This window comes from Ensifer sp. Root127, from assembly GCF_001425225.1.
Lineage (GTDB): Bacteria > Pseudomonadota > Alphaproteobacteria > Rhizobiales > Rhizobiaceae > Ensifer > Ensifer canadensis.
Window position 1 is genome coordinate 25077 of record NZ_LMDX01000017.1, and the last position, 23378, is coordinate 48454.

The following is a 23378-nucleotide window of genomic DNA, read 5'->3' on the forward strand; positions in this document are numbered from 1 at the left end:
TCGCACTTCGGGATCTACGCGCGCTGCTCTCCGGCGCCATCACCCTGCTTGGTTGCATCGTCCTGATATCGGGCAGCGGCAAAGCGGCTCTTGATCTTGGCGGCCCTTCGCCGTCGCTCGGCCTGGCCGAAGGACTGCGTCCGGCCATGTTGAGTGCCGGGGGCGTGCTGGCGATCGTTGCGGTTCTGCTCCGCCACCTCGCAGAGGGTCGCCTCGTCGCATTCGTTTCGATGCTTGTGGTTGCCGTCGGATTGCATTGTTCGGTCGGTGTCGCGCCGGCCCTGGGCCTGGCACCGCCCAGCGTCATGCTTTGCTGTCAAGGAAAGGACGGACCATGACAGAGGATAACGTTTTTTACGTCGGTGTCGATGTCTCGAAATCCAAGCACGCGATCGCAATTGCCGAGGGCGGACGCAATGGAGAAGTTCGGTATTTCGGCGAGATCGAGGCGACGCCGGCGGCCGTGGAACGGTTCGTGCGCAAGTTTGAGAGCAAGTCTCGACACCCGCACTTCTGCTACGAAGCGGGTCCGACCGGTTATGGGCTTTATCGCCAGCTCGTTGAACTCGGCCACCGCTGTGATGTCGTAGCGCCCTCGCTGATCCCGAAGCGGGCGGGCGAACGGGTCAAGACGAACCGGCGCGATGCGGTCAGCCTGGCGCGGCTTTTGCGGGCCGGTGAGTTGAAGGGAATATGGGTTCCCGACACGGTGCATGAAGCGGTGCGCGATCTGGTGCGGGTGCGGGCCGCAGCGAGCGAAGATCTGCGCAAGAAACGCCAGCAACTGCTCTCGTTCCTGCTGCGCCATGGCCGCGTGTTTACTGGCCACAAGAATTGGAGCCGTGCGCATGTCCGCTGGCTGGCGTCGCAGAAGTTCGACCATCCGGCCCAGCAAATCGTCTTCCAGGACCAGATCGACGTGCTCACCGATGCGCAGAACCGGCTGGAGCGGCTGGATGCTCAGCTGTCCGAGCTGGTGCCCAGTTGGTCGATGGCACCGGTGGTCGCGGCCTATCAGGCGCTTCGCGGCGTCTCCTTCCTTGTTGCCGTCACCTTCGTCAGCGAAGTCGGCGATGTACGCCGCTTCGACAACCCGCGGCAGTTGATGGCTTTCCTGGGCCTCGTACCCTCGGAACGGTCGACCGGTGAGACGGTCAAACGCGGCGGCCTGACGCTGGCCGGAAACCGCCGCGCGCGCCGCGTCCTGGTCGAGGGCGCCTGGAGCTATCGCCATCCCGCCAGGGTGACGGAAACCATTCGCGTCCGGCTTGAGGGTCTGCCGAAGGCGGTGCGGGAGATCGCCTGGAAAGCGCAGACGCGGCTGTGCGGCCGCTACCGGCGCCTGACGGCTGCGGGCAAGAAAAACCCCATCGTCGTTGCGGCGATCGCGCGCGAGATGGCAGCGTTCCTGTGGGCCATCGGCCACCAGGTCGAACCGGTGCGCTGACGATGCGGTGCGCTGCTACCTTAAGGGTCCAAGTTGCAACCAGCTGCCCCCCAGCGCGGGCGCCGCCTCATTGAGGGGCTTTGCCCGCGCCGGAGCCTCGGCGGACATCAGGGGCAGCACGGAGACGGGATGGGCCGCGGTGGGGAGTTCCCGGCGACCCTATGTGGCTGGACATCAGAATCCAACGCCCGACTTCTAGACAGGGATGGCCCAAGACGAATTACGGAAGTGCGGTAACCAACCCGCGGATAAGAGCTGGATCAACCGTCGTCTGAAGGCCCATCCCGTCCCCGCGCTGCCCCATCAACGGTAACAAATCGGTGTCAAAGACATGCGGCGCATAAGTCCGCGTATCACCCTCGACCACGGTCATAAGAGGGTTCTCACTGCCCTATCATCGGTCTACATTGCCGCGAATCATGTGCCATAGGTTGACGAATGCAGGGCCCACACCATAGCCACGCGCCGATGAAGTCGAGTATTGCTCATCTCCCTGAGCGTAAGCAGGTTGAGCTCGCGCACGTTGTCGAGGTGCTGCATGAGGAGTTCGAGGACGCGCTGAAGGACGGTACTGCCGACTTCAAAAAACGCGGTCGAATACTGAAGATCGTTCTGTTCGGTTCTTACGCACGCGGGAACTGGGTGGATGAGCCGCATACTAGGAAGGGCTATCGCTCGGATTACGATATCCTTGTTGTTGTGAACAACAGCAAGCTCACGGACTTCGCACGTTATTGGGCAAAAGCGCAGGACCGATTGCTGCGTCTCTCCGGAGTGGAAACACCAGTTAGCTTGATCGTCCACTCTCGTCGCGAAGTGAACACCGCTCTCTACGAGGGCCGGTATTTCTTTGTCGATATCCGGTGCGATGGCATCGTATTGTATGAAATAGACGATGAGCCACTCGCGGAGCCAAAACCCCTGACGCTTACCCAAGCTTATCGTGTGGGGAAGGAACACTTCGACAGCCGCTTCCCTTATGCGCGTGATTTTTCCAAGGGCGCACAATTCTACGCGAGTGCCGGCAATCTAAGCTTAGCTGCTTTTGAACTGCACCAGTCGATCGAGCAGGCCTATTCTACGCTTTTGCTGGTTTTGACCAACTACAGCCCAGCCTCTCATAACCTGAATTTCCTGCGTCGTCGCGCCGAAGAGCAGCATCGCGAGCTGGCGGAGATCTGGCCGCGAGATCAGCAGCGCTTCGTTGCGTGGTTTAACATTGTCAACGAAGCCTATGTAAAGGCGCGTTATTCCAGGCACTTTGAAATCACCGAGGAAGCACTGTTGTGGCTACTGAGCCGGACTGAGGCACTCATCGATCTCGTCGAAAATGCCTGCCGCATCCACCTTGAATCTCTCAAATCAGAAACTGGAAGCCCCAAAGAACCAAGCGAATAAAGCCCGACACCAGGTGTCTTTGGCGGCATCTTGATCATGCATCAGTTTCTGGGATGGGGCGCCAACGGATCCGGGTTGCACCATTGTGTGCGCGCGGCTTGCGGCGTCTCCTGGGCGAAGGCCGTAGCGATGAAGGCGGACACGACACGGCGGCCGCTCTTGCCGGTATGTGCCAGCACATTGCGCATGAAATGCACCCGGCCCTTTGCCATGTCGCGCACAGGACCTTGGGGACGGCCGCCTTGAGGCCTTCCTGCACATCGGAAAAGACGAGCTTGACGGCGCGCTGAACTGGCCTCGTCCAGGAAGAGAGGGCCGGATCTTAGATCATAATTCGTCCCGACTAGGCCTCGCCCCGCTCCATCGCCAGTTCTGCCTCGAGGCTCTCGGTGTCGCGGAAGATCGTGGCGACCGCCAGCACACGTCCGCCGCGCCTGAAGCGCAGGAGGCAGTCCCTGGCGGGAATGTCGCCCTCGACTTCTATTTCGTCCCATCTCTCGGCATGGCCGACATAGTTGATCGGAACGTCGTAATGTTGGCTCCAAAAGAACGGCACATCCGTGAACTTCTTTCGGCGTCCGAGCATGTTGAGTGCGGCCGCAGCACCTTGCCGCTGCGCCACCACCCAGTGCTCCACCCTGATGTTCTCGCCACTGTAGGGATCGGGCCACCGGGCAATATCGCCGGCCGCATATATGCCCGGCACACTGGTCTCAAGATATGCGTCGACCAGAACGCCCCGATCGGTGGCAAGCCCGGCCGCTTCGGCGAGACCGATCCGCGGCCGCACGCCGATGCCGGCAACGACCATGTCTGCGGCCAGGATGCCGCCGCTGCTCAGTTGGATCTCCTTTGCACCGATGCTCGTCACGGTATCCCCAAGGTGGAAGATGACGCCATTTTCCTCATGCAGGGCGCGGATGAAATCGCCGATCTGCGGCCCCAGTATCCGTTCCATCGGCCGTTCGTCGGGCGCCACCACATGTACTTCGACGCCGCGGGTCCGAAGGGCAGCGGCAACTTCGAGGCCGATGAAGCTGGCGCCCAGGACGACAGCGCTGCGTGCAATGCCGATTTGCGCGATGATCTTCCGGCTGTCGGCAAGCGAGCGCAACGTGTGGACATGAGGCTGGTCGGCGCCGGGGATGGTCAGGCGAACCGGTTCGGCACCTGTTGCCAGCAACAGTCTGTCGAAGGCGACCCGAGCTCCGTCGGCGAGCAAGATTTCGCTCGCGCGGACATCGATGTCTGTAACCCTGGTTCCGAGGCGCAAGTCGATGCCGTTCTTGGCATAGAAGCCCTCCTTGCGCAGCGGGATCCAGTCCTCCGGCGCCTTACCGGCGAGATAGTCCTTCGAAAGGTTAGGGCGGTCGACGGGCAGCGCCTCGTCATCGCTGATCATGACGATGGCGCCCTGAAATTGTTCGCGCCGCAGCCTCTCGGCGGCGGCAAAGCCGGCGGCGCCACCACCGACGATGACGATCTTTTCGGGAGCCGCCCCGGCATCGCCTTCGCGTGGGGCCGGCGCCTGCTTCTTGCGCTTCTCGCCAACGATTATTTTGTCGCCGCGCTGTTCAACCGACCAGCATGCGAGCGGCGATAACGCTGGAGCACGCAGGGCCTCTCCGGTGCGCAGGTGAAAGCAGGCGTGATGCCAGGGGCAGCGGACGGTGTCGTCGGCGACGAGGCCATCGACCAGCGGCCCACCGTAATGCGAGCAGTTGGCGGCTATCGCGAATATCTCGGATCCGCGGCGCAACAGAATCACCGGCTCGCCATCGCGATGACCGACCAGCTTGCCGCCATCGGGAAGATCGGTGAGCGCAATGCCGAGGGCGAGGTCGGGTCCGGTCGGGCCTGAATGGTTAGCGGCCATCTTCTCCTCCGTCGAAGGGCAGCTGCCGGTATCGTCCACTGCGACGCTGGGCTTACCTACCCAACAGGCAACTCCTCTGGGATTGTCCGCCATTCCGGCTCCCAGGCAAGTGAATTTGACCTGAAGTTGCGTGCAATCTTTGCGATATGCCTAATCGGAGCCAAGCGCGGTCGTTCCCGCGCCGGGGCAGTCGCTAGGTGCGGGGCGTATCAACCAGGAAATCCTGGCGCGTCAGTGCGATGTCGGCAAGCGTGTAACGGTCGAGGGTGTTCTGGAACGACGACAGCGCGTCGCGCAGCATGCCGGAAAGCTTGCAGCAACGCGTGATCGTGCACTGGTTGCCGGTGGCAAAGCATTCGACCAGGGCGAAGTCCGGCTCGGTCAACCGGATCACGTCACCTATGCGGATGTCTTCCGGACGACGTCCGAGCGTCAGCCCACCCGATCTGCCGCGAACCGCCGTCAGGTACCCGGCGCGGGTCAGCGTGTTGGCCACCTTGTTGAGATGCGCCTTCGACACGCCGAAGGCGCGCGCCGTTTCCTCGATCGTAAACAGCCGGTCCCCAGCGGACGCCGCGAACATCAGCATGCGCAGCGTGTAGTCGGAAAAGTTCGTCAGCCTCATTTCGCTCCAACCTTTGCGCATGCCGATCCTGCCGGTTGCCCCGTAAGGTCATAGGCTGTCGGCCGTGATCGGCTCGACGGACAACGTGTTTTCACCGCGATTGTAGGCCAGTGCAAGGCGGAAGGAATGCGCAATGCGCAATGCCCGTTCCATGAACAGCGCCGCAATCTCCGGCGGGCAGAGTTTTTGGACTGTAGCGCGAAACAAACCCAGCCATTGGCGGAAATGCTGTTCGCCAAGACCAGGAATCGCCAGATGCGGCGGCAGCGGGCGGCCGTCATAGCGGCCGCTGCGAAGCATCAAAGACGACCAGAAGTCGCACATTTTCGTCAGATGCTGTGGCCAGTCATGCCGCGCGATGGCGCTGTTGAACACCGGCCCGAGCAGGGCATCCTTGCGGATCTCGTCGTAGAAGCCGTGAACCACGTCGTGGATCATCTGCTCGTCTAACTGCTCGGGTAGCACCCGGCCGTCGATAACGATGGTTGATTTGTCCATTGCGCCTTTGCTCATGCCTGGATTCAGCCCTCAGTCAGGGCGATGCGGCCCTTTGTCGTCCAACGACGATGGGTGTGTGATGAGAATACGCTTCACTATGCGGATCAAAACATATATCGTCAATATATCTTTAAGCTGCATAGCGGCGTACATTCGATGAGGGTGGCCAGATGAGGCTCGAGCTTGACCAGACCGGAGATTATGTTCTGGACCCGGCATTCCTGGCGGTGCGGCTTTCGATTGAGGCGAGCGAACTTCGGCGCCGAATGCGTCTTGGCCTCGTGACCAGCATAGTGGAGCGCGGCGTCGACAGCGACGCAGGCCGCAAGCGCCTGACTGTGCGTAACGGCAACTCGGTCTGGCGGGGCATTGTCGACGCCGACAACTGCATTGTCAGCGAGGAGTCCCTTGACCTCAGGCGACCTTCGACCTCGGGAGGCTAGCTGCGTTCGTCGACCATCCTCGTCGTCCCGCAGAAAGCGTTCGGCAGGGCCCGACCAAAGTCAGTTAGCCAAGACACGAAACCAACAAATAGGCGGAATAGCAACATGAACGATCGTCAGTCGGAAAGTACACTCGTGCCAATGCTGGTCGTTGGCTTATTGCTCGTTATCGTGGGCTACATGGTCGTTATGATGTTCGTGTAAGCGAAACTACTGCGCTGTTGGCGAGGCTTCTAATCGATTGATTTCGCTCATCCGGGATTGGCGGTCTTGTCCCGCAGTTCCACTGGAGCTTTCCACCCCGAATTGACTCCGTTCATGTTCGGAAGCTCATGGGGGACGGAAGGTGTTCGTGAACATATTGACCAGAAGCCAGAAAGAAAGTTCGTTCGTGATGTAATCGGTGAGATTTCCTCGACTTACGCGCCAATCCGCTTTGCTGTTCGATGATCGCCAGCAACAAGTAACGGTGCAGGTCAGCCATTTCATCGGGCATTCGTCGTTCGCTCAGATCGAGCTAGCGAACACGATCGGCCATCAACTGGGCTGGAGGGCGTAAGACGATATCGTGTCTGCAAGGGCTCTCAGTTTGGTACTGATTTCGCGAGCCTGATGCTCAGTCAGTGCAAATTGGAGTGCTGATACGTCGGTGTTATCGGGATTGACGCTGAACTCGAGCCTAAGGAAGATGTCGGCTTCGTTGTTGATCAGCGTTGCGGCCTTCCAGCCGACGACCGGTGATACTCTGACGCTGCCNGGATTGACGCTGAACTCGAGCCTAAGGAAGATGTCGGCTTCGTTGTTGATCAGCGTTGCGGCCTTCCAGCCGACGACCGGTGATACTCTGACGCTGCCGCGCCCGTCCTTGTTCCAACCATTCATCGTGTTGCAATCCTCCGGCTGAGGAAGTCAGATTAAATCAAAACAATGACAGGTTGTCGACTGTCGCCACGATTTCATGGCAAGGCAGGCTGATGCTCTGGCCGCCTGGCCGCACCGATCGTTGCCACTTGGACGTTTTGTCGCTCACTGCGGCGCCTTCGGATTTTAAAGTGCGCAATCACGGGTTGTTTTCTCGGGGGGCGGTTTCGACGGACTACCACCATTGCCGAGGCAAGGCGTGCGGGAATGTCGCTGAAGCTTGATCTGGAGCAAGGTCGCTCGCCAGCAACAGGGTATCAATAGAGTGTCAAATCGGGAGATTTCAGTTGTCACGGGCTTATGGAAAATGGGCGACCTATCTGCGCTTGCTGTGCGCGATTGCCCTGTTGTCCATATCATTTGCCCATAGGGCTCCGGCTACCGCGTTCGTAGCTATCGGCACTGACGTTTCCGCGTTTGCTCTTCCAGATGGCACGGCGCCGGACTTATGCCTTGCCGGCGTCCATGACGGTGAAGAGGGGCATGGCGCATCGGGAGCCTGCGATGCGTGCCGCCTCAGTGCCTTGCTGCTGCTTCCGTCGCCGACGGACACGGTCGGGGTGCCGGTAAGTTCAAATCGAGAGCACGGTTTTTCAGCACGCCCGAACACAGACCGGCGACCTGTGCGAACCGCCAACGCGTCGCCGCGAGCGCCTCCCGCCAGCGTCATGGGTTGATCGTACCGCCGCACCTTGCGCCGGCGGATAGCATTCTTGGCGGCTGCATCGCACTTGCACGAGCAAGCCCGCGGCCGAACGCCGGAAAAAATCCATGCTTAACATCTCGATGCCTGTGGAGGCAGCGCTTGCGCTGCCGCCGAATTTCGCAGGCTTGCCGATTTGTCCATCATTTGTCGGCCGTCGCCGGCTGTTTTCACCCCGAACGACGATTTACGACCAGGATGAGACCGCTGTCCCCATCTATCGACTGGTGGATGGTTGTGTCGCGCTCACACATTCACTCAGAGACGGTCGCCGACAGATCCTCGACATCATTGGTCCCGGTCGCTTGTTCGGTCTCGTCTTTCACGAAGACAACCATTGCGGCGCCCAGGCATTGACGTTCAGTCAAGTCGAAAGCCTTGGTCGAACGGTTGACCAAGGCATTCTCGACCAGGCTCTGGTGCAGATGCTGAACCGGGCTCACAGCCTTGCAACCCTGCTTGGACGCAAGACAGCGATGGAGCGCGTGAGCTCGGCCGTGTTTGATCTTGCCCAACAGTTCAAGCGCGCATCGCGCAACCCTCAACGCGGTGCACCGACGTTCAATCTGTATTTGACCCGCGCCGATCTCGGCGACTGGCTCGGCTTGACGATTGAAACAGTCAGCCGATGCCTCAACCAGCTCAAGCGGGACAAGGTCATCGATTTCTCCCATCCGGAAATCGTGAGGGTGCTGGACACGGACAGGCTGCAGGCGATGGCCGCAGGGGGACGCGGCGAGGTCCGCAAACGTCGAGCCTGAACCGGACTTCACACAAGATACTGGAAATGGATCATTCCCATGAAAAAGACACTTGCACTGATCGTCACCACTTTTGTCCTGGTCTTTGCCGGACAGGGCCGCGCGGAAATCAATGTCACCGATGTCAAGGGCCGTCACGTCACGTTGGCTGCTCCCGCGCAACGGGTCGTCCTGAACTTCTATTATGAGGACTTCATCGCAGTCGTTGGTCCAGGCGCCATGGACAAGGTAGTCGCGGTGTCACTTTCCACCTGGAAGGACTGGCGGCCGAACCAGTTTGCGGCCTATCTCGACGCAATTCCCTCCCTTGCAGCACTGCCGGATGTCGGCGATACGGAAAACGGCACGTTTTCAATTGAGAAGGTGCTGTCGGTGAAGCCGGACCTCGTCATTTTATCCGCCTGGTCTTTCGACGCGCTTGGCGAGGCCGTCAAACAGATGGAGACGGCCGGCATTCCTGTGGTCGTGCTCGACTATAACGCCCAGACGGTCGAAAAGCATGTCCAGTCGACGCTTGTTCTGGGGGCGGTCATGGGATCGCGTGACCGTGCAAAAAGACTTGCTTCGCAATATGAGGCAGCAATGCAGGCTATCGACAGGCGCATCGCCAACGCGAAACCGACGAACAAGAAGGTCTATGTCGAGCTGGCTCAAAAAGGCCCGTCCGAAGTCGGAAACAGCTACGGCAACGGTATGTGGGGATCGCTCATCGACAGACTTGGCGGGACCAATATCGCCAAGGGGCAGTTGGAAAACTGGGGGCCGCTCAGCCCGGAATACGTTCTTGCACAGGAACCCGATATCATCTTTCTCGCCGGCTCTGAATGGTTGGACAAGCCACAGGCGGTCACGGTCGGGTTCGGCGCCTCGAAGGAAATCGCACGCGACCGCATGAAGGCCTATATCGCCCGACCGGGTTGGGACGGGCTGCCGGCGGTTAGAAACTCCGCCTTGCATGCGATCTACCACGGTGGTGCGCGAACTTTGTCTGACTATGTCTACGCGCAATATATAGCCAAGCAGCTCTACCCGGATGCTTTCAGCGACGTAGACCCGGCAGTCGAGATTAAACGCTACTACGACACCTGGATGCCGATAAAAGCAGATGGCGTTTTTGTGCTCCCCTATCGGGCCGACGGCCAATGAGCGACGCGGCCCTTAAACTCGATATCTTTCGCTCGCACTATCGCCGCGACGTTTCCCTTCGTCTTGCGGCACTTGCCGCCGCGATGCTGGCGCTTGCATTTCTGGTGCTGGTTGACCTGGCAAAGGGGCCGTCAGGCATGGCACTTGCCAATGTCTGGGCGACGCTTTGGGCTGGCCCTCATGGCGCAGATCGAATGGCGGCGACGATCTTGTGGCAGTTGCGCATGCCCCAGACGGCGATGGGCGTGCTCGTCGGCGTCTGCCTCGGGGTTGCCGGATTGCAGATGCAGACGATACTTTCCAATCCTTTGGCAAGCCCGTTCACGCTCGGATTTTCCGCTGCCGCAGGGTTCGGTGCGGCGCTGGCAATCATGTTTGGTGGGTTCCTGCCTTTGCCGGGTTTCATTCTGGTTCCGGCATCAGCCTTCGTCATGACGCTCCTTGCATGCGGCCTCGTCTACTGCGTTGCGGCCTTGCGGGGAACGACCCCCGAAATTCTCGTGCTGGCCGGCATTGCGGTCCTGTTTCTTTTTCAGTCCATGCAATCCCTGCTGCAATTCATGGCCGCACCCGAAGTTCTCCAACAGATCGTCTTCTGGCTGTTCGGCAGCCTGCTGAAAGCAAGCTGGACCACTGTTGCCGTCACCGCGGCGATCCTGACCGCATGCCTTCCCTTCGTCATACGCGACAGCTGGAAGCTGACCCTACTGAGATTGGGTGACGTCAATGCCGCCAGTATGGGCTTGTCGGTTGATGCGCTGCGCAGACGCAGCTTCGTACTCGTCTCGCTTTTGACGGCCGCGGCCGTCTGTTTCGTGGGGACGATCGGTTTCGTCGGCCTGATCGCTCCACATGTGGCGCGCGCGGCCGTTGGCGAGGATCACCGCTTTGCGCTGCCAATGAGTGCAACGGTCGGCGGGATCATCCTGATCGGTGCATCGGTTTTCGGAAAGCTGCTGTCCCCGGCCGCCGTCATCCCAGTTGGCATAATCACGGCTGTTGCTGGCGTTCCCATGTTGTTTGTCGTCATTGCGCGGCGTGGTAAAGGAGAGCGACTGTGACCGAGGGTCTGACTTTGACGAATGTTTGCGTAGACCACGGGCGAACCCGCACGATTGATTGCTTCTCGCTGACGCTCGCGCCGGGCCAGATCGTCGCCGTCGTTGGCCCGAACGGTGCTGGCAAATCAACCTTGCTCGGCGCCATTGCCGGGAGTGTTGCGCATTCGGGCACGATCTTATGGGAGAGCGGCCCAATCGACTGCAGAACTGTCGGCTTCATGCCGCAGCATTGCTCTGTAAACGCAGATCTCTCTGTGCTGCAAACCCTTCTGCTCGCCCGCCATGAGCAGTTGGGATGGCGAATAGGCGAACCTGAGATCACGAGAGCCTTGATGATGCTTTGCGAATTAGGACTGGAGCATCTTGCCGATCGCCGGATCAACACGCTGTCGGGCGGTCAACAGCAGTTGGTCCTGCTCGGGCAGCGGCTCATGCGCCAGCCGCGGCTGCTTATCCTCGACGAAGCGACCTGCGCACTGGATCTGCGCCATCAATTGACGGTCCTTGCTCTGTTGCGGGACTATGTTTGCCGATCGGGCGCACTCATCCTCATGGCGGTTCATGATCTCAATCTCGCGGCTCGGACCACCGACCGGCTGCTTCTGCTACACAAAGGCAGGGTTGCCGCTTCCGGAGAGCCAGCGGCTGTCCTGACCGCCTCGAGACTAGGCTCGGTCTATGGAGTTGATGTGGAGGTTGTCGCTGCGGGACAGGACGTTCCCTTCGTCATACCGATCGCGGCGCGGCGATCCCATGCCGCCTAGATTGCGAATTCCCGTACAGCTCCGCCTGCTTGTTCGGTGCCTAGCGACGACGGCAACATCGTCTATGGCACAATGGGTAAGGGATGTTGCCCAAGCAAGGTGCCGGCCATCACGTGATGATCTGGCGAGGATACTGCTATGGCAAGTGGTCACGGCCGCGGCGTCGCCAGCATCCTCACCCGTTCGGCAATCGCTGCGCTACGTTCCCGGATGCGGCCTCCGGTCCCGCCCTTGATCCCAATTCCACTCAATCGGCACGCAAACATGTTTTCGTCCGTTTGTCTTTTATTCTTTGAAGAAGAATCACCCCCTAAGCGAGGTCCAACTATGAACAAACCGTACTTTTCGATTTCTCTGGCCTTGCTGTTGGCCCTGGGCGTGATGCCCGCTCACGCAAAGCAGCGGGCCACGATCCAATCGCCAGCGTCGGGCGTGCTCTGCGACCGCTACGTGTGCGCCAATGAAAAGGGGATCTCCCACGAGCTGACGAAAAAATATCTCGGTAAGAAGGCCGCCGCGAACAAGCTGTTCACGACGAGTGATGTTGACCTGACCGAGTTCACCTTTGCCAACGGGATTTTCTGCGACGCGAAGGAGCGGCTGTGTCGTGAAGATCGGTACTATGGCGCGAACGGACAGCGCAGCGGGACCGTCTCCAAGAAATACACCAAGGCGCTGTTTGGCGAATGACCAAAACGGGTCGGTTCCGGCTAAGGTCGAAATGACACTCTCTCATGACCGGCACAGGCCTTCCTCGCTCTAAGCACGGGCATAAGCTGGAAGCTCGCCCAAGGTGTCTCGAGGATTTTCCATCATGCCTGGATTTCGCGGCATGCCGGTTGCAGAACTCCCGTGGGTCTATTTCCTCGTCGAACCGGTTGGATATGTCGGCTCACATTCCGCACAAAACCTGCCAGTTCTCGGTTGCGGTTTGCAGGCCGCAGAGTGCCGACGGTATCGCTGGCACAGCCTTGCCTGTGCCTTCGAACCGATGCCTTGATCTCTTCCGGAAGATGTTCGATCCGCATTGTATCGTCCTTCCTCGCGCGCCGGCAGTCGATAGGACCATATGAAAACGCCCACGTTTTGGGAACGTGGGCGTTCAGATCGTCGCGGCGTTGTTACATCGCTCCCGCTGCAATGTCGGCGTCGAGACGATCCCGCGCCTTCTTCGGGAGCTTGGCAGTCTTCACGGTTTCGAGGTTGTCCGGAGCGTCGCCGACGACGACAAGAGCGACCATACCCATGCTCATGTGGGGAGCGCATTTGATGGCGTACGCGCCCTTAACATCGAAAGTGATTTTCACCGTTTCGTTCATTTTCCCTTTGAAAGGCTGCGCACCTTCCGGGATGAGGTTGGCGATTGATTCGGCATTGTGAGACTTATCGGTCGGTATGAATGTTACGGTGTCTCCCGGGGCCACTCGAGTAAGTCCCGGCTCGAACACCATCACACCGTCTTTGCCTTTGTTCAGCATGTGGACTTCGTAGTCGGCTGCCTGCGATACGGTAGTCATTACCGCCAAAGCCATTGCCGTTCCAATCGTGAGGTTTGCCAGTCGTTTCATTGCTCTTCTCCTGTTCTTGAAGCCGCTTGGCTTCGTTGACGCTGATCTACCGGAGAAGGCGCCGTGAACTTTGACTAAACGCAAATAACTCGACGTTCGCCAAAATCGCTCACGCAATGCGTTGCCGTAGTCGCTCTCATATCCTCGACAGGGAGTTTCCCTGGCGCGAAGACGCCCCTAGAGACCGCGCGTCTCCAACCATTGGCGATCAGCGTCGCGAAAAGCGCACTCGGAACGTTCTTTGTGCAAGCACAAAGAACGCCGCGGTGTTTTGTAGCACCAGTGCATAAAGTGGAGATTTCGAGTTCATGGCAGTTGAACTGGCGCAAAGCGACGAACCGAGTGATGATCTGGTCCTCTGGATTCTCGTTTGGAGCGAATTGTTTGCGTTCGGCGTCTTGCTTGGCGGGTTCATGGTGATGTCGTACCTTCACCCGGACAGCTTTTCGCTTGCCAAAATTCATTTGAATGGGCGGCTCGCTAGTCTCAACACGCTCGTATTGATCGCAAGTGGATGGTTGGCGGCGGAGGCGGTGCGTGCGGCGACATACCAGAAGCGAAGGTTCGCCTTGGTCGCATCAGCGATGCTTGGATTTTTGTTCGCAGCGACCAAGGTCGTTGAATACCAAGGCGAGTTACGGTTCATCGGTGACGCGACATTCAATGCCTTCTTCGAACTCTACTTCATGATCACAGGTTTCCATCTCGCGCATGTCGTATTCCTGAGCCTGCTCATGTTGCTGATCGCACGAAGGATGGAGCGATCCAATGTGGTGTTGGTTACTACTGTCTGGCACGTGATTGACATCGTCTGGCTGGTAATTTTTCCAGTCATCTATCTGGGGTAGACGATGCAAACGAACAATTCCATATGGCTGCTTGGTAGTGCCGCAAAACTACTGTTACTTGCAATCATCGCCGCTCTTATCTCGGCTCAATGGAAGCACGAAGCTGTCCCGTTCACAGCTTTCGGCGTCATTCTGATCCTAACCGTCATCAAATCGCGCTGGGTGGTGGTCTACTTTATGGGGCTGCGTGATCTGCGCCCTCGATTATCGATGGCACTCGTCGGGTGGTCCGCATTCTTCGCGGTCGCCGCAGGCACAAAGGCGCTACTCGCGACATATGGCTCCTGAGTAGGGGGCCATGGACGGGTGAAAGAAGTCCACTCTCACGCCGTGCCAGACATACCGGGAAGGGCGATCTGGTATCTGATGCCAAGTCAAGGGCGGGCGGTCCGTGCCTGAATCCCGATCGATATCTGGTGCATGGTCGACTATGTTGCCAAACAATTGGCTAACGATCGGGACTTGTCACGGCAGCGGGGAAGCTTCGCCAGGTTGTGCTTCGCATTTGAATTTTCGCTGCCCAGACGACAGTCTCGAATAGTCGGCGCGGCCGGATCTCAATTCGAGGGAATATCATGGAGCGAAAGGGGTTCTCGCATCAGGTTTTCGAACTCGAGGGCGGAAACTTCAAGATCCAATTCGATCGTGTCCATGGGAGTGGTGTAGCTGACGGCTGATGGCCGTGCTTTCCGACATAGGCCGGAGGGATATCAGCGGGCCACAGCGGGCAGACTGATTTGGGGATCATCGCTCATTTGGGCCATGGTCTCAAGTGTCATATACCTGGCACGTTGGACGGCCCACTCATCATTCTGTTCGAGCAGTAGCGCGCCGACGAGGCGGACGATTGCTTCGTCGTTCGGAAAGATGCCGACGACCTCGGTGCGGCGCTTGATTTCGCCATTGAGGCGTTCAATCGGATTCGTTGAGTGCAGCTTTGCCCGATGCTCCTTTGGGAAGGTCATGTAGGCCAGTACGTCCTCTTCAGCATCGTCCATGATGGTGGCAAGCTTCGGCACTTTTGGTCTGATCTGGTCGGCGACACTACGCCAATGAGCGCTTGCTGCCTCCGGCGTCTCCTGGGCAAAGGCCGTTGCGATGAAGGCGGATACGACTCGCCTGCCGCTCTTTCCAGCATGCGCCAGCACGTTCCTCATGAAGTGAACCCGGCATCTTTGCCAGGTGGCATTGAGAACCTTGGTGACGGCGGCCTTGAGACCTTCATGCGCATCGGAGACGACAAGCTTCACGCCGCGCAATCCTCGGCGTGTCAGCTTACGCAGGAATTCCGTCCAGATCGGCTCGGCCTCCGACGTGCCGACCTCCATGCCCAAGACCTCGCGCCGGCCATCGCTGTTGACGCCGACGGCGATGATGACTGCGACGGAAACAATACGTCCGCCACGCCGAACTTTGAGGTAGGTCGGATGAGTAGGCGATACGCGCCTTACCGCATTACGGCGGCAGGTTTCGCATCGCCTCTCGCCGAACCGGACGTGCGCCTTTCGTTACGCATCCGGCTCTCCAGAAGACATGGCAAAGTCAGGCATATCCATCCACGCGAGACGGTATCGCTCGACAGGTGTCCAGCCGAGCACATGTTGCTCAACGGCCCCTTCTCTCCAAACCCGTCTCGTCGCCCGGCGTCTGCTTGGCTGTTTCGAGCCCCACAGTTCGCTCGGCGTAGCCTTTGGGCGTTTCTTATGCAGCCAGCAGTAAAGGCGCAGGCCGATGTACCAGTCGAGGGCGACAAATACGCGGCCGGCGCCGACACAGTAGCGATAATAATTCGCCCATCCGCTGGTGATGGAATTCACCTTCCGGAGCTTTTCGCCAAGACTGACGGATATGCTATCGCGCTGCGTCAGTTGCTTGACCTTGTGACGCAGGTTCGCGGCCTTTGCCTTGGGTATTTCAACGCGCGGGCCATAGCCGTAGCGTTTATCCCAATGCACACTGAAGCGGAATCCGAGAAACTCGAAGCCCTCTGTCATGGCCGTAACCTTCGTCTTTTCCGGCGACAACGTTAGCCCGGTCGTCTCGATCAGGTAGTCGGCCAGAGCGGATTTCTCTGCCATAGCCTCCTCCAGCGATCCAGACACCAAAACCACGAAGTCGTCGGCGTAGCGCACCGGCAGAAACACACAGCGTCCTGCTATGCGATCACTGTCCCGGGCGCTCGCCGCTGCCGCCACTCCGTCGCTTTTGCGACGGGCTTGGGTCTTTCTGCGGTGATAGGTCCACCTTTCATATCGCTCCTCGATCGCGCTAAGGGCGATGTTTGCGAGCAATGGTGAGATGATCCCGCCTTGAGGGGTACCGGCGTCCGTCCGCAGGAACTGATCCTCCGTCAAAACACCGGCCTTGAGGAATAATCCGACCAATCGCACCACTCGTCGATCACCGATGCGCTTGCGCATCCGTTCGAGCAGGTGATGATGATTGATATTGTCGAAGCATCCTTTGATGTCCCCCTCAATAACCCAAGGGTATGGCAACCGGTTTCGCCGGGTGTCCCTGTCCCGCTTCTGCGGCAAGGCTGCCCGACGAATGTACTCCAGGGCACCGTGGGTGTTTCTGCCGGGTCGGAACCCGTAAGAGACATGCCAGAACTGTGCCTCGAAGATTGGCTCCAGAAGAATCTTGACCGCGCCTTGTACGACGCGGTCTCTGATGGTGGGGATGCCCAAGGGCCGGAATTGCCCCGGTTTCCCGGCCTTTGGAATCAGTTTGCGTCTGGCCGGACTTGGCCGATATGCGCCGCTGCGCAGATCCGCTTGAAGGTCGATCAAAAAGCAATGTTCACTCCGGTTCCGGATGCGTCCCACCGTCATCCCGTCAACCCCGGCCGTACGTCCACCTTTATTTGAGGCAACGCGCAGCCAGGCATGACGCAGCACCCGCAGGTCGGTCAACCAACCCCACATGTCACGCCATTGGTCGTCGGGATTAGCCTTACTCCACTGATAGAGTTTGCTTTGAATGCCGAGTACCCAGACCTTGTCGGTCTGATGATCCATGTCCACAGATCACTCCTCCGTCTTTACAAGCCTATCGTCTTCCTGCTTCCCTTCGCCCTGTGCGCGGCTTTCCCGCACTCCGACTACTACGAAAGCTCCGCCCTTGGTGTCGTCCATATCCGGCCATCGCAGCGAGCCCAGCTTCCAACCGGGCAGACAATCCAAGTTCCCGTGTTCCGACTTCCAACCTTGTGCCGTTAGGCGGTGAGCTCTACCCCGTGCAATGCGGGAGATGGGGCATAGGAGCCAATCCCATCTCGGGTCTCTTCGAGAACCCGGCAGCAAGGATCGATGAGCCTTGCCGCCTCTGATTGCTCTTTCGTGCCTCCACGCCATCACGCTAATGGAAGCGATTTCTGTGTTTCGAGGCTTCTGACGCTCACTTCGTTGTCTCGCCATGGGCATTGCGGTAGCCCGACCTGCGGTTGATGGCCCGCATCCGGTACAGTTAAGGCCGATCTGCTTATGCAACCCAACCGGCGACGCCCGGTCAGGCTTCTCGGCCCCCTTCGATCCACTGCTCCCGTGGATCGGACGGCATTGCAGCCGTCGGTCAAAAATCGGCAAGCTTGAGAGGTTACACTAAATCATACGCACCTCCCGCGCCGCACGGCGCACCATCGACCCAGACGTACGGCCACTCGCCTTCAATCGGCCTGTCGAGGAACGCCTTCACCTTGACGTCGATCTCCTCACATAGCCGGCTCACCTGGCTTTTGGAGATGCCGCTCATACCCATGGCCTTGACCAGATCGTCGACAGAACGGGTCGAGATTCCCTGGATATACGCTTCTTGGATAACGGCCGTCAGAGCCTTCTCTGCCATACGGCGCGGCTCAAGAAAGCTCGGAAAATAGCTGCCCTTGCGCAGCTTGGGAATGCGAAGCTCGACCGTTCCGGCCCGCGTCTCCCAATCCCGATCACGGTAGCCGTTGCGTTGAGCAAGGCGCATCGGATTCTTCTCGCCGAAGTCAGCACCCGTGGCTGAGCCGACCTCCAGCTCCATCAGCCGTTCGGCGGCAAAGCCGATCATCTCGCGCAATAAATCTGCATCCGCGCTCTTCTCAACAAGTGAACGCACGTTCATCATGTCATTGGTCATCGGTGGTCTTTCCGTCAGGTTGGTCTTGAACAACCCGACCCTATCGGAAAACACTGATGGCCGCCCGCAAACCCGATCACCCGCTACAGCGCTATGAAAAGCGCGCGGGCGTTCGGCTTTGCTACCTCCCGCCACCTACACCACGTCCCGGGACACGATCTCCAATCTCCAATTCATGCCAACGAAGCTTGCTACGCTCCGGTCTTCTCCAGCCCGGGTGGTCGGAGCCGTAATGGGGGAACTCGCCATATCGAGCAAAAATTGGGCTAAAAAATACGGGAGCGTGCGCAGACTGTTTGAGTGACGACAAAGAACGCGCCTGCCGCTGATGCACATATGGGCACATATTGGCGGAAAGGGCGCATGAATGGAATCGGCAGCGGGAGAGGCTTCCAACCAGCACAAGTCTTCTATGGAGACAGTCTCCGATTGGGATCCTCGCAGTCGCGAGGTTCTAGCCAATCAGATCCAGGCCTACGACCGGATGCGCGAGGCGTGCCCGGTGGCCTATAGCGACTACCTCGGATGGTCGCTTTTCCGCCATACGGATGTCGTGCAGGTACTGAACGATCACGAAACCTACAGCAACGTTGTTTCACGCCACCCGTCAGTTCCCAACGGAATGGATCCGCCTGAACATACACACCACCGGCAGATGATCGAGCCCTACTTCGCGGTGGAACGGATTGAGGCCTTCGAGCCGGCATGCCGCCGAATTGCTCGCGATCTGGTCGCCTCACTCAAGAAAGACCCGTCCAGCGAATTCATGATGGGATTTGCTGAACCATATGCCATACGAATCCAGTGTGGCTTCTTGGGCTGGCCCCGATCATTGCATGAACCATTGCGGCAGTGGGTCCGGAAGAACCGCGAGGCGACGCTGGCCCGCGATACGAACGCCCTTGCGTCCATAGCGCTCGAATTCGATGGCTATATCCGATCACAGCTGGAAATACGCCAGCGGGCCGGCGCTGCTGCACCGGACGATATCACCACCAGCCTGGTGCGGCAGACCGTTGATGGACGGCTGCTCCGACATGCGGAGATCGTTAGTATCTTGCGCAACTGGACCGTGGGCGAACTGGGTACCATCTCCGCCTGCGTCGGTATCATTGTCCATTTCCTTGCGGAACATCCCGAAGTCCAATCACGGCTACGCCGTGACAGGGCTTTCCTTCCGCAAGCAGTGGACGAAATACTTCGTCTCCATGGACCATTGATTTCCAATCGGCGCGTTGCTTCTCGATCTGTGGCAATCGGTGAGCGGACGATCAAGGCAGGGGAAAGGATGACAGTGATCTGGGCATCAGCAAACCGTGACGGTGCAGTGTTTAAGGATGCGGACCAGTTCCGTCCCGATCGGGATCAGTCGCAAAATCTGCTCTATGGTGCGGGGATCCATATCTGCCCCGGCGCAGCATTGGCAAGGATGCAACTGAGGGTCGTCTTGGACGAACTGCTTAGCGGCATCGGGAACTTTGTCCTTCCTCTCGGTACCGAGGCTATCCGTGCGGTCTACCCTGCAGGCGGGTACGCATCATTTAACCTGCAAATCAATGATGCTTCCGTTGGGCTGCAGTCTGCCCCCCTCACGAGCGAACACCATCGTTGTCGGTAGTGCAGGTTTGGGAACAGACCAAGACCGGAACAATGGCTCGGCAAGACGGCAGCTCCCATCTCGGCAAAATTGCCGGGTGTCGCGGAATTTTCTCACCACGATGGCGTTTGCACCGCGTTCGATACAGGACGGTGCAACTCAACTGACGATCGGGTGATGCATATGCATTTTGAGAACGCAGAACGGCTTGCGCGCTTTGGGGCTCAATCCGAGAGGGGCATTTGATATCAGCGGTGGTCAATTCGAAGTCTATTTGGCAGGCACCCTACCGACCGCTGTTTTTTCTCGCCGGACTTTGGGCGCTCGTCGTACCCCTTGTCTGGATCCTCCCGCAAGAAATCGCGTTGGAGAGAGTCAGTTGGCATAGTAGCGAGCTTTTGTTCGGCATGGCCGGTGCTGCGGTAGGGGGCTATCTCCTTACGGTCTTGCCCGCGTGGACGAAGAGAGGTCCCGTCCCACCCGCCGTCACAATAATTGCTTCTTCCCTTTGGTGTACTGCCCGGCTCACGGCAGCATTTTCTACGCATTTGTCGCATCTTGCGTCTGTCATCGGGGCATCTGCATATTTCGTGTTCTTGGCGGCTGTCCTGGCGGTTGCGTTGTTAAAGGCCGGGGCGTGGCATCGCCTGTGGGCACCATTCGGAGCGGCCGTACTTGGAATTCGCGCCGTGCTCTCCACGTTTGATGGCTTGAACTCGATGGGTTCGCCGTGCGGGATTTATAGCCTGTTGATCATCGTAATTGGTGGACGCGCCGTGCCTGCCTTCACGCGGCATTGGCTCGTCCGGACCGGGACACAGACCCCCTTTCGCGATCGGCCGGCATTTTCGTATCTGGCGATCCTGGGTATTCTGGCCGCCATCTGTCTTCGAGGCGCCAGCCAGAACATATCCGGCTACCTGCTGATGCTTTCAGGCGCTGTGTTGTTGTTGCAAATGGCGAGTTGGCAAAGCCTCAAGGCCGCGCGGTATCCGGCACTGTTTATCCTGCATATCGCCTTCGCCTGGATGCCGGCGGCGCTCATCCTGAACGGCCTTGCTATTATCTTCCCCGCCCAGTTCCCACCGATCGCCGCCCTGCATGCAATGACGATGGGAGCTATGGGAACGATGATCGCCGCCTTCATGATGCGGTCGGCCTCGGTTCGTGACGGCGAGAGGCTGATCCTCGGCAGGCCCAAGGCCTGCGCGTTCTCGCTACTATCGGTCTCCGCTTTGCTGCGTGTTTTCGGCGACGGCATGAGTGACGCGTATTTCGAACCCGTTGTTGCCGCGGCGATCTGCTGGATGGCCGCGTGGGCTCTCGTCATGATGGCCTTTGTTCAGGCGATGAGCCGTCCTGTGCCCAGACCGGTCTTTAGTGCGGCCAGCCGCAATCAGGCTTACGGCAAAAGGGGAAAGTGACGTTCGACCTTATTTGCAGAACACGGCAGACCGGTGCGCGGTGAGTTCGGCCAATTAACAAGGCCTAAGGAACACAACATGCCGGCAACTCTGTGCTGTCGACGAGCGCATACCTTACAAATCGCTCCTCACAAGCAAACGCGTGTAAACGCACGCAAATGCCTTAATCAACGGGGCCTGACTACGGCCCCGTTGATGAATGTAGCGTTGCGGAAGTCCTTCGCAACGGTATTGATGTCCGGAGCTACGGATAGTTCACGGCTACGGATGTTCGCGAACATCACGTTCCAGCTGGCTGATAAGGTCCTGTCGAGTATCCTGGCCGCGGGCGACCGCCTTTTCCTGCCGCTCGTTGAACTGCCCGCGGAACCGATCATAGAATTGCGCCTTGTCGAGGTAAAAGGCGACCCGACGCAATGTCGTCTGTTGCGCTTCCAGGATGGTCTGCGCGAAGTAGATCAGCCTGGAATTGCCGTTCAAGCGGCTCAAGCCGGGAAGCGTCAAATCTGAATTCGGGCCAGCCTTGCTGTGTCCAGTTCCATTTCATGAGCTATAGAATTCCTTTCTATAACTCATTTTTGCCCAAAATAATGAGCGATAGCAATCGCGGCTATAGCTCATCCGGCCAAGGGGAGCCGAACGGAGCCCAAAGGCCGATTCAATCTCTCTGCCTTGGGTGGCAGGGGAGGAGGGGTGTTGAAGGGACGGTCCGGCCGCAGGTAGAGCCGGCCGCTTCGGGAACGAATGGCGACATTTCTGGGAATGAGCGGGTGCGGCCGACACCCAGATTGGCGGCGAGCGTTTTTCCACCTTTCGCAAGCTTCTCCAAATCGCGGCTCAATTTCCTGTCCGCCTTGCGGGCGGGTCATCAGGACTATGTTCTCAATGACGAAGCGATGAAGTGGCTGAAGGCGCAGGGCGTCGAGCACGCGCTTATGGCCAGGCTCAAGACCAATCCCCCAGCAGTATTCACCGATCAGGTTGCGTTCCTCGATCATTTGGCAGCAAGGGCATCGATATCCTCGACCGACAGCTTCTGCGTCCTGTTGCGGAGGCGGCGATCTGGGGCGCCATCCGCCATCACGGCCTGCTCGGCGGCACGGTGATCGTTTCGGACGATGCGGGTCAGTTCCGTGTCGCCAACCACGCCTTGTGCTGGATCCATGCGGAACGCTGCTGCTGAAACTGATGCCCACGACACCGAAACAAGAACGGCTGGTCACGACGATACGTGACCTTGTCTGGCGCTTTTACAAGGCGCTGAAGGTCTGGAAACAACAGCCTTCACCGCAGTTGATCACCGGGTTTCGGCGCAGGTTCGACAAAATCATCGCGCGACGTACCGGTTATACCGAGCTCGACAAGTTGCTCTTGCGCCTCCACAGACGAAAGGTCGAACTGCTCAAAGTTCTCGAGCACCTGTATATTCCCCTGCACACCAACGCGTCGGAAAACGATATTCGTTCCTTCGTCACTAGGCGCAAGATCTCCGGCGGCACCATAAGCGTCGACGGTCGCATTGCCCGCGACGTCATGCTCGGGCTGATGAAGACCTGCCAAAAGCTCGGCATCTCCTTCTTTCATTTCCTGGGGGATCGTCTCGGGTTGGGAAGCGCAGGACGGCTAATTCCACCTTCGTCGCAACTCGTCATGATGGCGAGTTAAAGTCAGGCCTTTCTCGAAAACGGCACCAGCTTGCCCCTCTGCCCCTCGTCAGGCCGCTTTTCCTTTCGCAGCAACTGCGGTGAGACATTCCATTGCCGGGCGTTGTCGCCGTGCACAGTCACCGTTTTGCGGTTGCGACGGATAACGATTCCGGCCTGCGTCTGGCCGTTATTGTCTTCGAACATCACGCGCGCGCCGATCGCCAGTTCAAGCAAGGCATGCGCCGTCTTCTGCTGATACAGAAAGTGGAGCCGATCGACGACCGCATCGTGCAATTCGATCAGCTCTGCTTCACTCAAGGCGTCAAGGTTGATCCCGTGCATCGTGGCCTCCATCCGGTGCAATCGTCACTCCGAAATTGGACCAATGCAATGCGGATCATCGGCTACCCACAACATCATCAACCAACTGAGTTTCGGCGCCGCCACCCTTTCTGCCCCACGTACTTTACTGCCCGATTTCAATTGAAGCGATAAGCTGAAATTTCGCCCATCGATTGTGACCTTGCGCT

General features: G+C 58.8%; 22 protein-coding genes and 5 pseudogenes. 13 read left to right on the plus strand and 14 right to left on the minus strand.

The genetic code is table 11. The features are described 5' to 3' along the window. Positions 1 to 14: 14 nt before the first annotated feature. Positions 15 to 257: a hypothetical protein gene (locus ASD03_RS18915; RefSeq protein ID WP_057214949.1), complete on the minus strand. Its 243-nt coding sequence runs from the start codon at positions 255 to 257 to the stop codon at positions 15 to 17. Between the two features lie 77 nt (positions 258 to 334). Here ASD03_RS18915 and ASD03_RS18920 point away from each other — a divergent pair, with 77 nt between their 5' ends. Both ASD03_RS18920 and ASD03_RS18925 read left to right on the plus strand, forming a co-directional pair. After that, complete coding sequence (locus ASD03_RS18920) at positions 335 to 1447, plus strand: IS110 family transposase (protein WP_057214952.1); 1113 nt, start codon at positions 335 to 337, stop codon at positions 1445 to 1447. A 468-nt stretch (positions 1448 to 1915) separates the two neighbouring features. Beyond that, positions 1916 to 2845 carry a nucleotidyltransferase and HEPN domain-containing protein gene (locus ASD03_RS18925; protein WP_057214955.1) on the plus strand — a complete coding sequence of 310 codons (930 nt, stop codon included), beginning with the start codon at positions 1916 to 1918 and terminating at the stop codon, positions 2843 to 2845. 80 nt (positions 2846 to 2925) lie between these two features. On the opposite strand, the pseudogene ASD03_RS18930 reads toward ASD03_RS18925, so the two are convergent. From ASD03_RS18930 to ASD03_RS18945, 4 genes and pseudogenes are all read right to left on the minus strand, one after another. Beyond that, positions 2926 to 3125 (minus strand): annotated as a pseudogene (locus tag ASD03_RS18930) (transposase); the annotation flags it as partial. Between the two features lie 63 nt (positions 3126 to 3188). Further along, on the minus strand, positions 3189 to 4721 hold the full coding sequence (locus ASD03_RS18935; RefSeq protein ID WP_057214963.1) for an FAD-dependent oxidoreductase: 1533 nt from the start codon (positions 4719 to 4721) through the stop codon (positions 3189 to 3191). 193 nt (positions 4722 to 4914) lie between these two features. Beyond that, positions 4915 to 5346 (minus strand): Rrf2 family transcriptional regulator, encoded by a 432-nt coding sequence (locus tag ASD03_RS18940; RefSeq protein ID WP_057215310.1) that lies wholly within the window; start codon positions 5344 to 5346, stop codon positions 4915 to 4917. A gap of 48 nt (positions 5347 to 5394) precedes the next feature. Next, positions 5395 to 5844 (minus strand): group III truncated hemoglobin, encoded by a 450-nt coding sequence (locus tag ASD03_RS18945; protein ID WP_063997091.1) that lies wholly within the window; start codon positions 5842 to 5844, stop codon positions 5395 to 5397. A 170-nt stretch (positions 5845 to 6014) separates the two neighbouring features. On the opposite strand from ASD03_RS18945, the gene ASD03_RS18950 reads away from it, so the two are divergent. Next, positions 6015 to 6287: a DUF6522 family protein gene (locus ASD03_RS18950; protein ID WP_057214970.1), complete on the plus strand. Its 273-nt coding sequence runs from the start codon at positions 6015 to 6017 to the stop codon at positions 6285 to 6287. Positions 6288 to 6824: 537 nt separating this feature from the next. Here ASD03_RS18950 and ASD03_RS40150 read toward each other — a convergent pair. Continuing rightward, the coding region (locus ASD03_RS40150; protein WP_210177768.1) for a hypothetical protein at positions 6825 to 7043 on the minus strand (219 nt) is incomplete at its 5' end. 936 nt (positions 7044 to 7979) lie between these two features. Between ASD03_RS40150 and ASD03_RS18960 the strand changes: the two genes are divergently transcribed. The 5 genes from ASD03_RS18960 (at position 7980) to ASD03_RS18980 (ending at position 12333) form a co-directional block, all read left to right on the plus strand. Further along, complete coding sequence (locus ASD03_RS18960) at positions 7980 to 8672, plus strand: helix-turn-helix domain-containing protein (protein WP_057214977.1); 693 nt, start codon at positions 7980 to 7982, stop codon at positions 8670 to 8672. A gap of 39 nt (positions 8673 to 8711) precedes the next feature. After that, entirely contained in the window at positions 8712 to 9818 is a 1107-nt protein-coding gene (locus ASD03_RS18965; RefSeq protein WP_057214980.1) for an ABC transporter substrate-binding protein, read from the plus strand. Next, positions 9815 to 10879, plus strand: a complete 1065-nt coding sequence (locus tag ASD03_RS18970; RefSeq protein WP_057214983.1) for an iron ABC transporter permease — start codon at positions 9815 to 9817, stop codon at positions 10877 to 10879. Before ASD03_RS18965 ends, ASD03_RS18970 begins: the two co-directional genes overlap by 4 nt. Continuing rightward, positions 10876 to 11643 (plus strand): ABC transporter ATP-binding protein, encoded by a 768-nt coding sequence (locus ASD03_RS18975; RefSeq protein ID WP_057214986.1) that lies wholly within the window; start codon positions 10876 to 10878, stop codon positions 11641 to 11643. The genes ASD03_RS18970 and ASD03_RS18975 overlap by 4 nt, the downstream gene beginning before the upstream one ends. Before the next feature lie 327 nt (positions 11644 to 11970). Next, positions 11971 to 12333: a YcgJ family protein gene (locus tag ASD03_RS18980; protein ID WP_057214989.1), complete on the plus strand. Its 363-nt coding sequence runs from the start codon at positions 11971 to 11973 to the stop codon at positions 12331 to 12333. Positions 12334 to 12764: 431 nt separating this feature from the next. Here the strand turns inward: ASD03_RS18980 and ASD03_RS18985 are convergent, their stop codons facing one another. Beyond that, complete coding sequence (locus tag ASD03_RS18985; protein WP_234908049.1) at positions 12765 to 13175, minus strand: pseudoazurin; 411 nt, start codon at positions 13173 to 13175, stop codon at positions 12765 to 12767. A gap of 344 nt (positions 13176 to 13519) precedes the next feature. Between ASD03_RS18985 and ASD03_RS18990 the strand changes: the two genes are divergently transcribed. Together ASD03_RS18990 and ASD03_RS18995 are read left to right on the plus strand one after the other, a co-directional pair. Then, positions 13520 to 14059: a cytochrome c oxidase subunit 3 gene (locus tag ASD03_RS18990; RefSeq protein ID WP_057214994.1), complete on the plus strand. Its 540-nt coding sequence runs from the start codon at positions 13520 to 13522 to the stop codon at positions 14057 to 14059. Between the two features lie 3 nt (positions 14060 to 14062). Beyond that, positions 14063 to 14347, plus strand: coding sequence for a cytochrome C oxidase subunit IV family protein (locus tag ASD03_RS18995; protein WP_057214996.1), 285 nt, complete (start codon positions 14063 to 14065; stop codon positions 14345 to 14347). Positions 14348 to 14769: 422 nt separating this feature from the next. Here the strand turns inward: ASD03_RS18995 and ASD03_RS19000 are convergent. The 3 genes and pseudogenes from ASD03_RS19000 to ASD03_RS19010 form a co-directional block, all read right to left on the minus strand. After that, positions 14770 to 15483, minus strand: a pseudogene (locus tag ASD03_RS19000) (IS256 family transposase); the annotation flags it as partial. A gap of 84 nt (positions 15484 to 15567) precedes the next feature. Continuing rightward, complete coding sequence (gene ltrA / locus ASD03_RS19005) at positions 15568 to 17079, minus strand: group II intron reverse transcriptase/maturase (protein WP_244494653.1); 1512 nt, start codon at positions 17077 to 17079, stop codon at positions 15568 to 15570. A gap of 619 nt (positions 17080 to 17698) precedes the next feature. Further along, a pseudogene (locus tag ASD03_RS19010) lies at positions 17699 to 18181 on the minus strand (transposase); the annotation flags it as partial. Positions 18182 to 18548: 367 nt separating this feature from the next. On the opposite strand from ASD03_RS19010, the pseudogene ASD03_RS19015 reads away from it, so the two are divergent. Beyond that, positions 18549 to 19643 (plus strand): annotated as a pseudogene (locus ASD03_RS19015) (cytochrome P450); the annotation flags it as partial. 389 nt (positions 19644 to 20032) lie between these two features. Continuing rightward, entirely contained in the window at positions 20033 to 21202 is a 1170-nt protein-coding gene (locus tag ASD03_RS19020) for an NnrS family protein (protein WP_057215316.1), read from the plus strand. Positions 21203 to 21463: 261 nt separating this feature from the next. Here ASD03_RS19020 and ASD03_RS41295 read toward each other — a convergent pair whose 3' ends face one another. From ASD03_RS41295 to ASD03_RS39715, 3 genes and pseudogenes are all read right to left on the minus strand, one after another. After that, positions 21464 to 21682, minus strand: a complete 219-nt coding sequence (locus tag ASD03_RS41295) for a hypothetical protein (protein WP_337797744.1) — start codon at positions 21680 to 21682, stop codon at positions 21464 to 21466. Positions 21683 to 21701: 19 nt separating this feature from the next. Beyond that, positions 21702 to 21749: pseudogene (locus tag ASD03_RS41300) on the minus strand (DUF4172 domain-containing protein); the annotation flags it as partial. Positions 21750 to 22196: 447 nt separating this feature from the next. Further along, positions 22197 to 22367, minus strand: a complete 171-nt coding sequence (locus tag ASD03_RS39715; protein ID WP_162250515.1) for a hypothetical protein — start codon at positions 22365 to 22367, stop codon at positions 22197 to 22199. Positions 22368 to 22390: 23 nt separating this feature from the next. Between ASD03_RS39715 and ASD03_RS19035 the strand changes: the two genes are divergently transcribed. After that, positions 22391 to 22867: a transposase gene (locus tag ASD03_RS19035; RefSeq protein ID WP_156407989.1), complete on the plus strand. Its 477-nt coding sequence runs from the start codon at positions 22391 to 22393 to the stop codon at positions 22865 to 22867. 2 nt (positions 22868 to 22869) lie between these two features. Here ASD03_RS19035 and ASD03_RS19040 read toward each other — a convergent pair whose 3' ends face one another. After that, entirely contained in the window at positions 22870 to 23190 is a 321-nt protein-coding gene (locus tag ASD03_RS19040; protein ID WP_057215319.1) for a hypothetical protein, read from the minus strand. Positions 23191 to 23378: the final 188 nt, after the last annotated feature.

Bases quoted from the DNA above. Each gene is read 5' to 3' on its own strand.
- ASD03_RS18965 (WP_057214980.1), top strand. From the start codon at position 8,712: ATGAAAAAGACACTTGCACTGATCGTCACCACTTTTGTCCTGGTCTTT.
- ASD03_RS18985 (WP_234908049.1), bottom strand. From the start codon at position 13,175: ATGGCTTTGGCGGTAATGACTACCGTATCGCAGGCAGCCGACTACGAA.
- ASD03_RS18990 (WP_057214994.1), top strand. From the start codon at position 13,520: ATGGCAGTTGAACTGGCGCAAAGCGACGAACCGAGTGATGATCTGGTC.
- ASD03_RS18950 (WP_057214970.1), top strand. From the start codon at position 6,015: ATGAGGCTCGAGCTTGACCAGACCGGAGATTATGTTCTGGACCCGGCA.
- ASD03_RS18970 (WP_057214983.1), top strand. From the start codon at position 9,815: ATGAGCGACGCGGCCCTTAAACTCGATATCTTTCGCTCGCACTATCGC.
- ASD03_RS18915 (WP_057214949.1), bottom strand. From the start codon at position 257: ATGCAATCCGACGGCAACCACAAGCATCGAAACGAATGCGACGAGGCG.
- ASD03_RS18980 (WP_057214989.1), top strand. From the start codon at position 11,971: ATGAACAAACCGTACTTTTCGATTTCTCTGGCCTTGCTGTTGGCCCTG.
- ASD03_RS18945 (WP_063997091.1), bottom strand. From the start codon at position 5,844: ATGGACAAATCAACCATCGTTATCGACGGCCGGGTGCTACCCGAGCAG.
- ASD03_RS39715 (WP_162250515.1), bottom strand. From the start codon at position 22,367: ATGGATCCAGCACAAGGCGTGGTTGGCGACACGGAACTGACCCGCATC.
- ASD03_RS18940 (WP_057215310.1), bottom strand. From the start codon at position 5,346: ATGAGGCTGACGAACTTTTCCGACTACACGCTGCGCATGCTGATGTTC.
- ASD03_RS19035 (WP_156407989.1), top strand. From the start codon at position 22,391: ATGCCCACGACACCGAAACAAGAACGGCTGGTCACGACGATACGTGAC.
- ASD03_RS18920 (WP_057214952.1), top strand. From the start codon at position 335: ATGACAGAGGATAACGTTTTTTACGTCGGTGTCGATGTCTCGAAATCC.
- ASD03_RS18935 (WP_057214963.1), bottom strand. From the start codon at position 4,721: ATGGCCGCTAACCATTCAGGCCCGACCGGACCCGACCTCGCCCTCGGC.
- ASD03_RS19040 (WP_057215319.1), bottom strand. From the start codon at position 23,190: ATGCACGGGATCAACCTTGACGCCTTGAGTGAAGCAGAGCTGATCGAA.
- ASD03_RS18995 (WP_057214996.1), top strand. From the start codon at position 14,063: ATGCAAACGAACAATTCCATATGGCTGCTTGGTAGTGCCGCAAAACTA.
- ltrA (WP_244494653.1), bottom strand. From the start codon at position 17,079: ATGGATCATCAGACCGACAAGGTCTGGGTACTCGGCATTCAAAGCAAA.
- ASD03_RS18960 (WP_057214977.1), top strand. From the start codon at position 7,980: ATGCTTAACATCTCGATGCCTGTGGAGGCAGCGCTTGCGCTGCCGCCG.
- ASD03_RS18925 (WP_057214955.1), top strand. From the start codon at position 1,916: ATGAAGTCGAGTATTGCTCATCTCCCTGAGCGTAAGCAGGTTGAGCTC.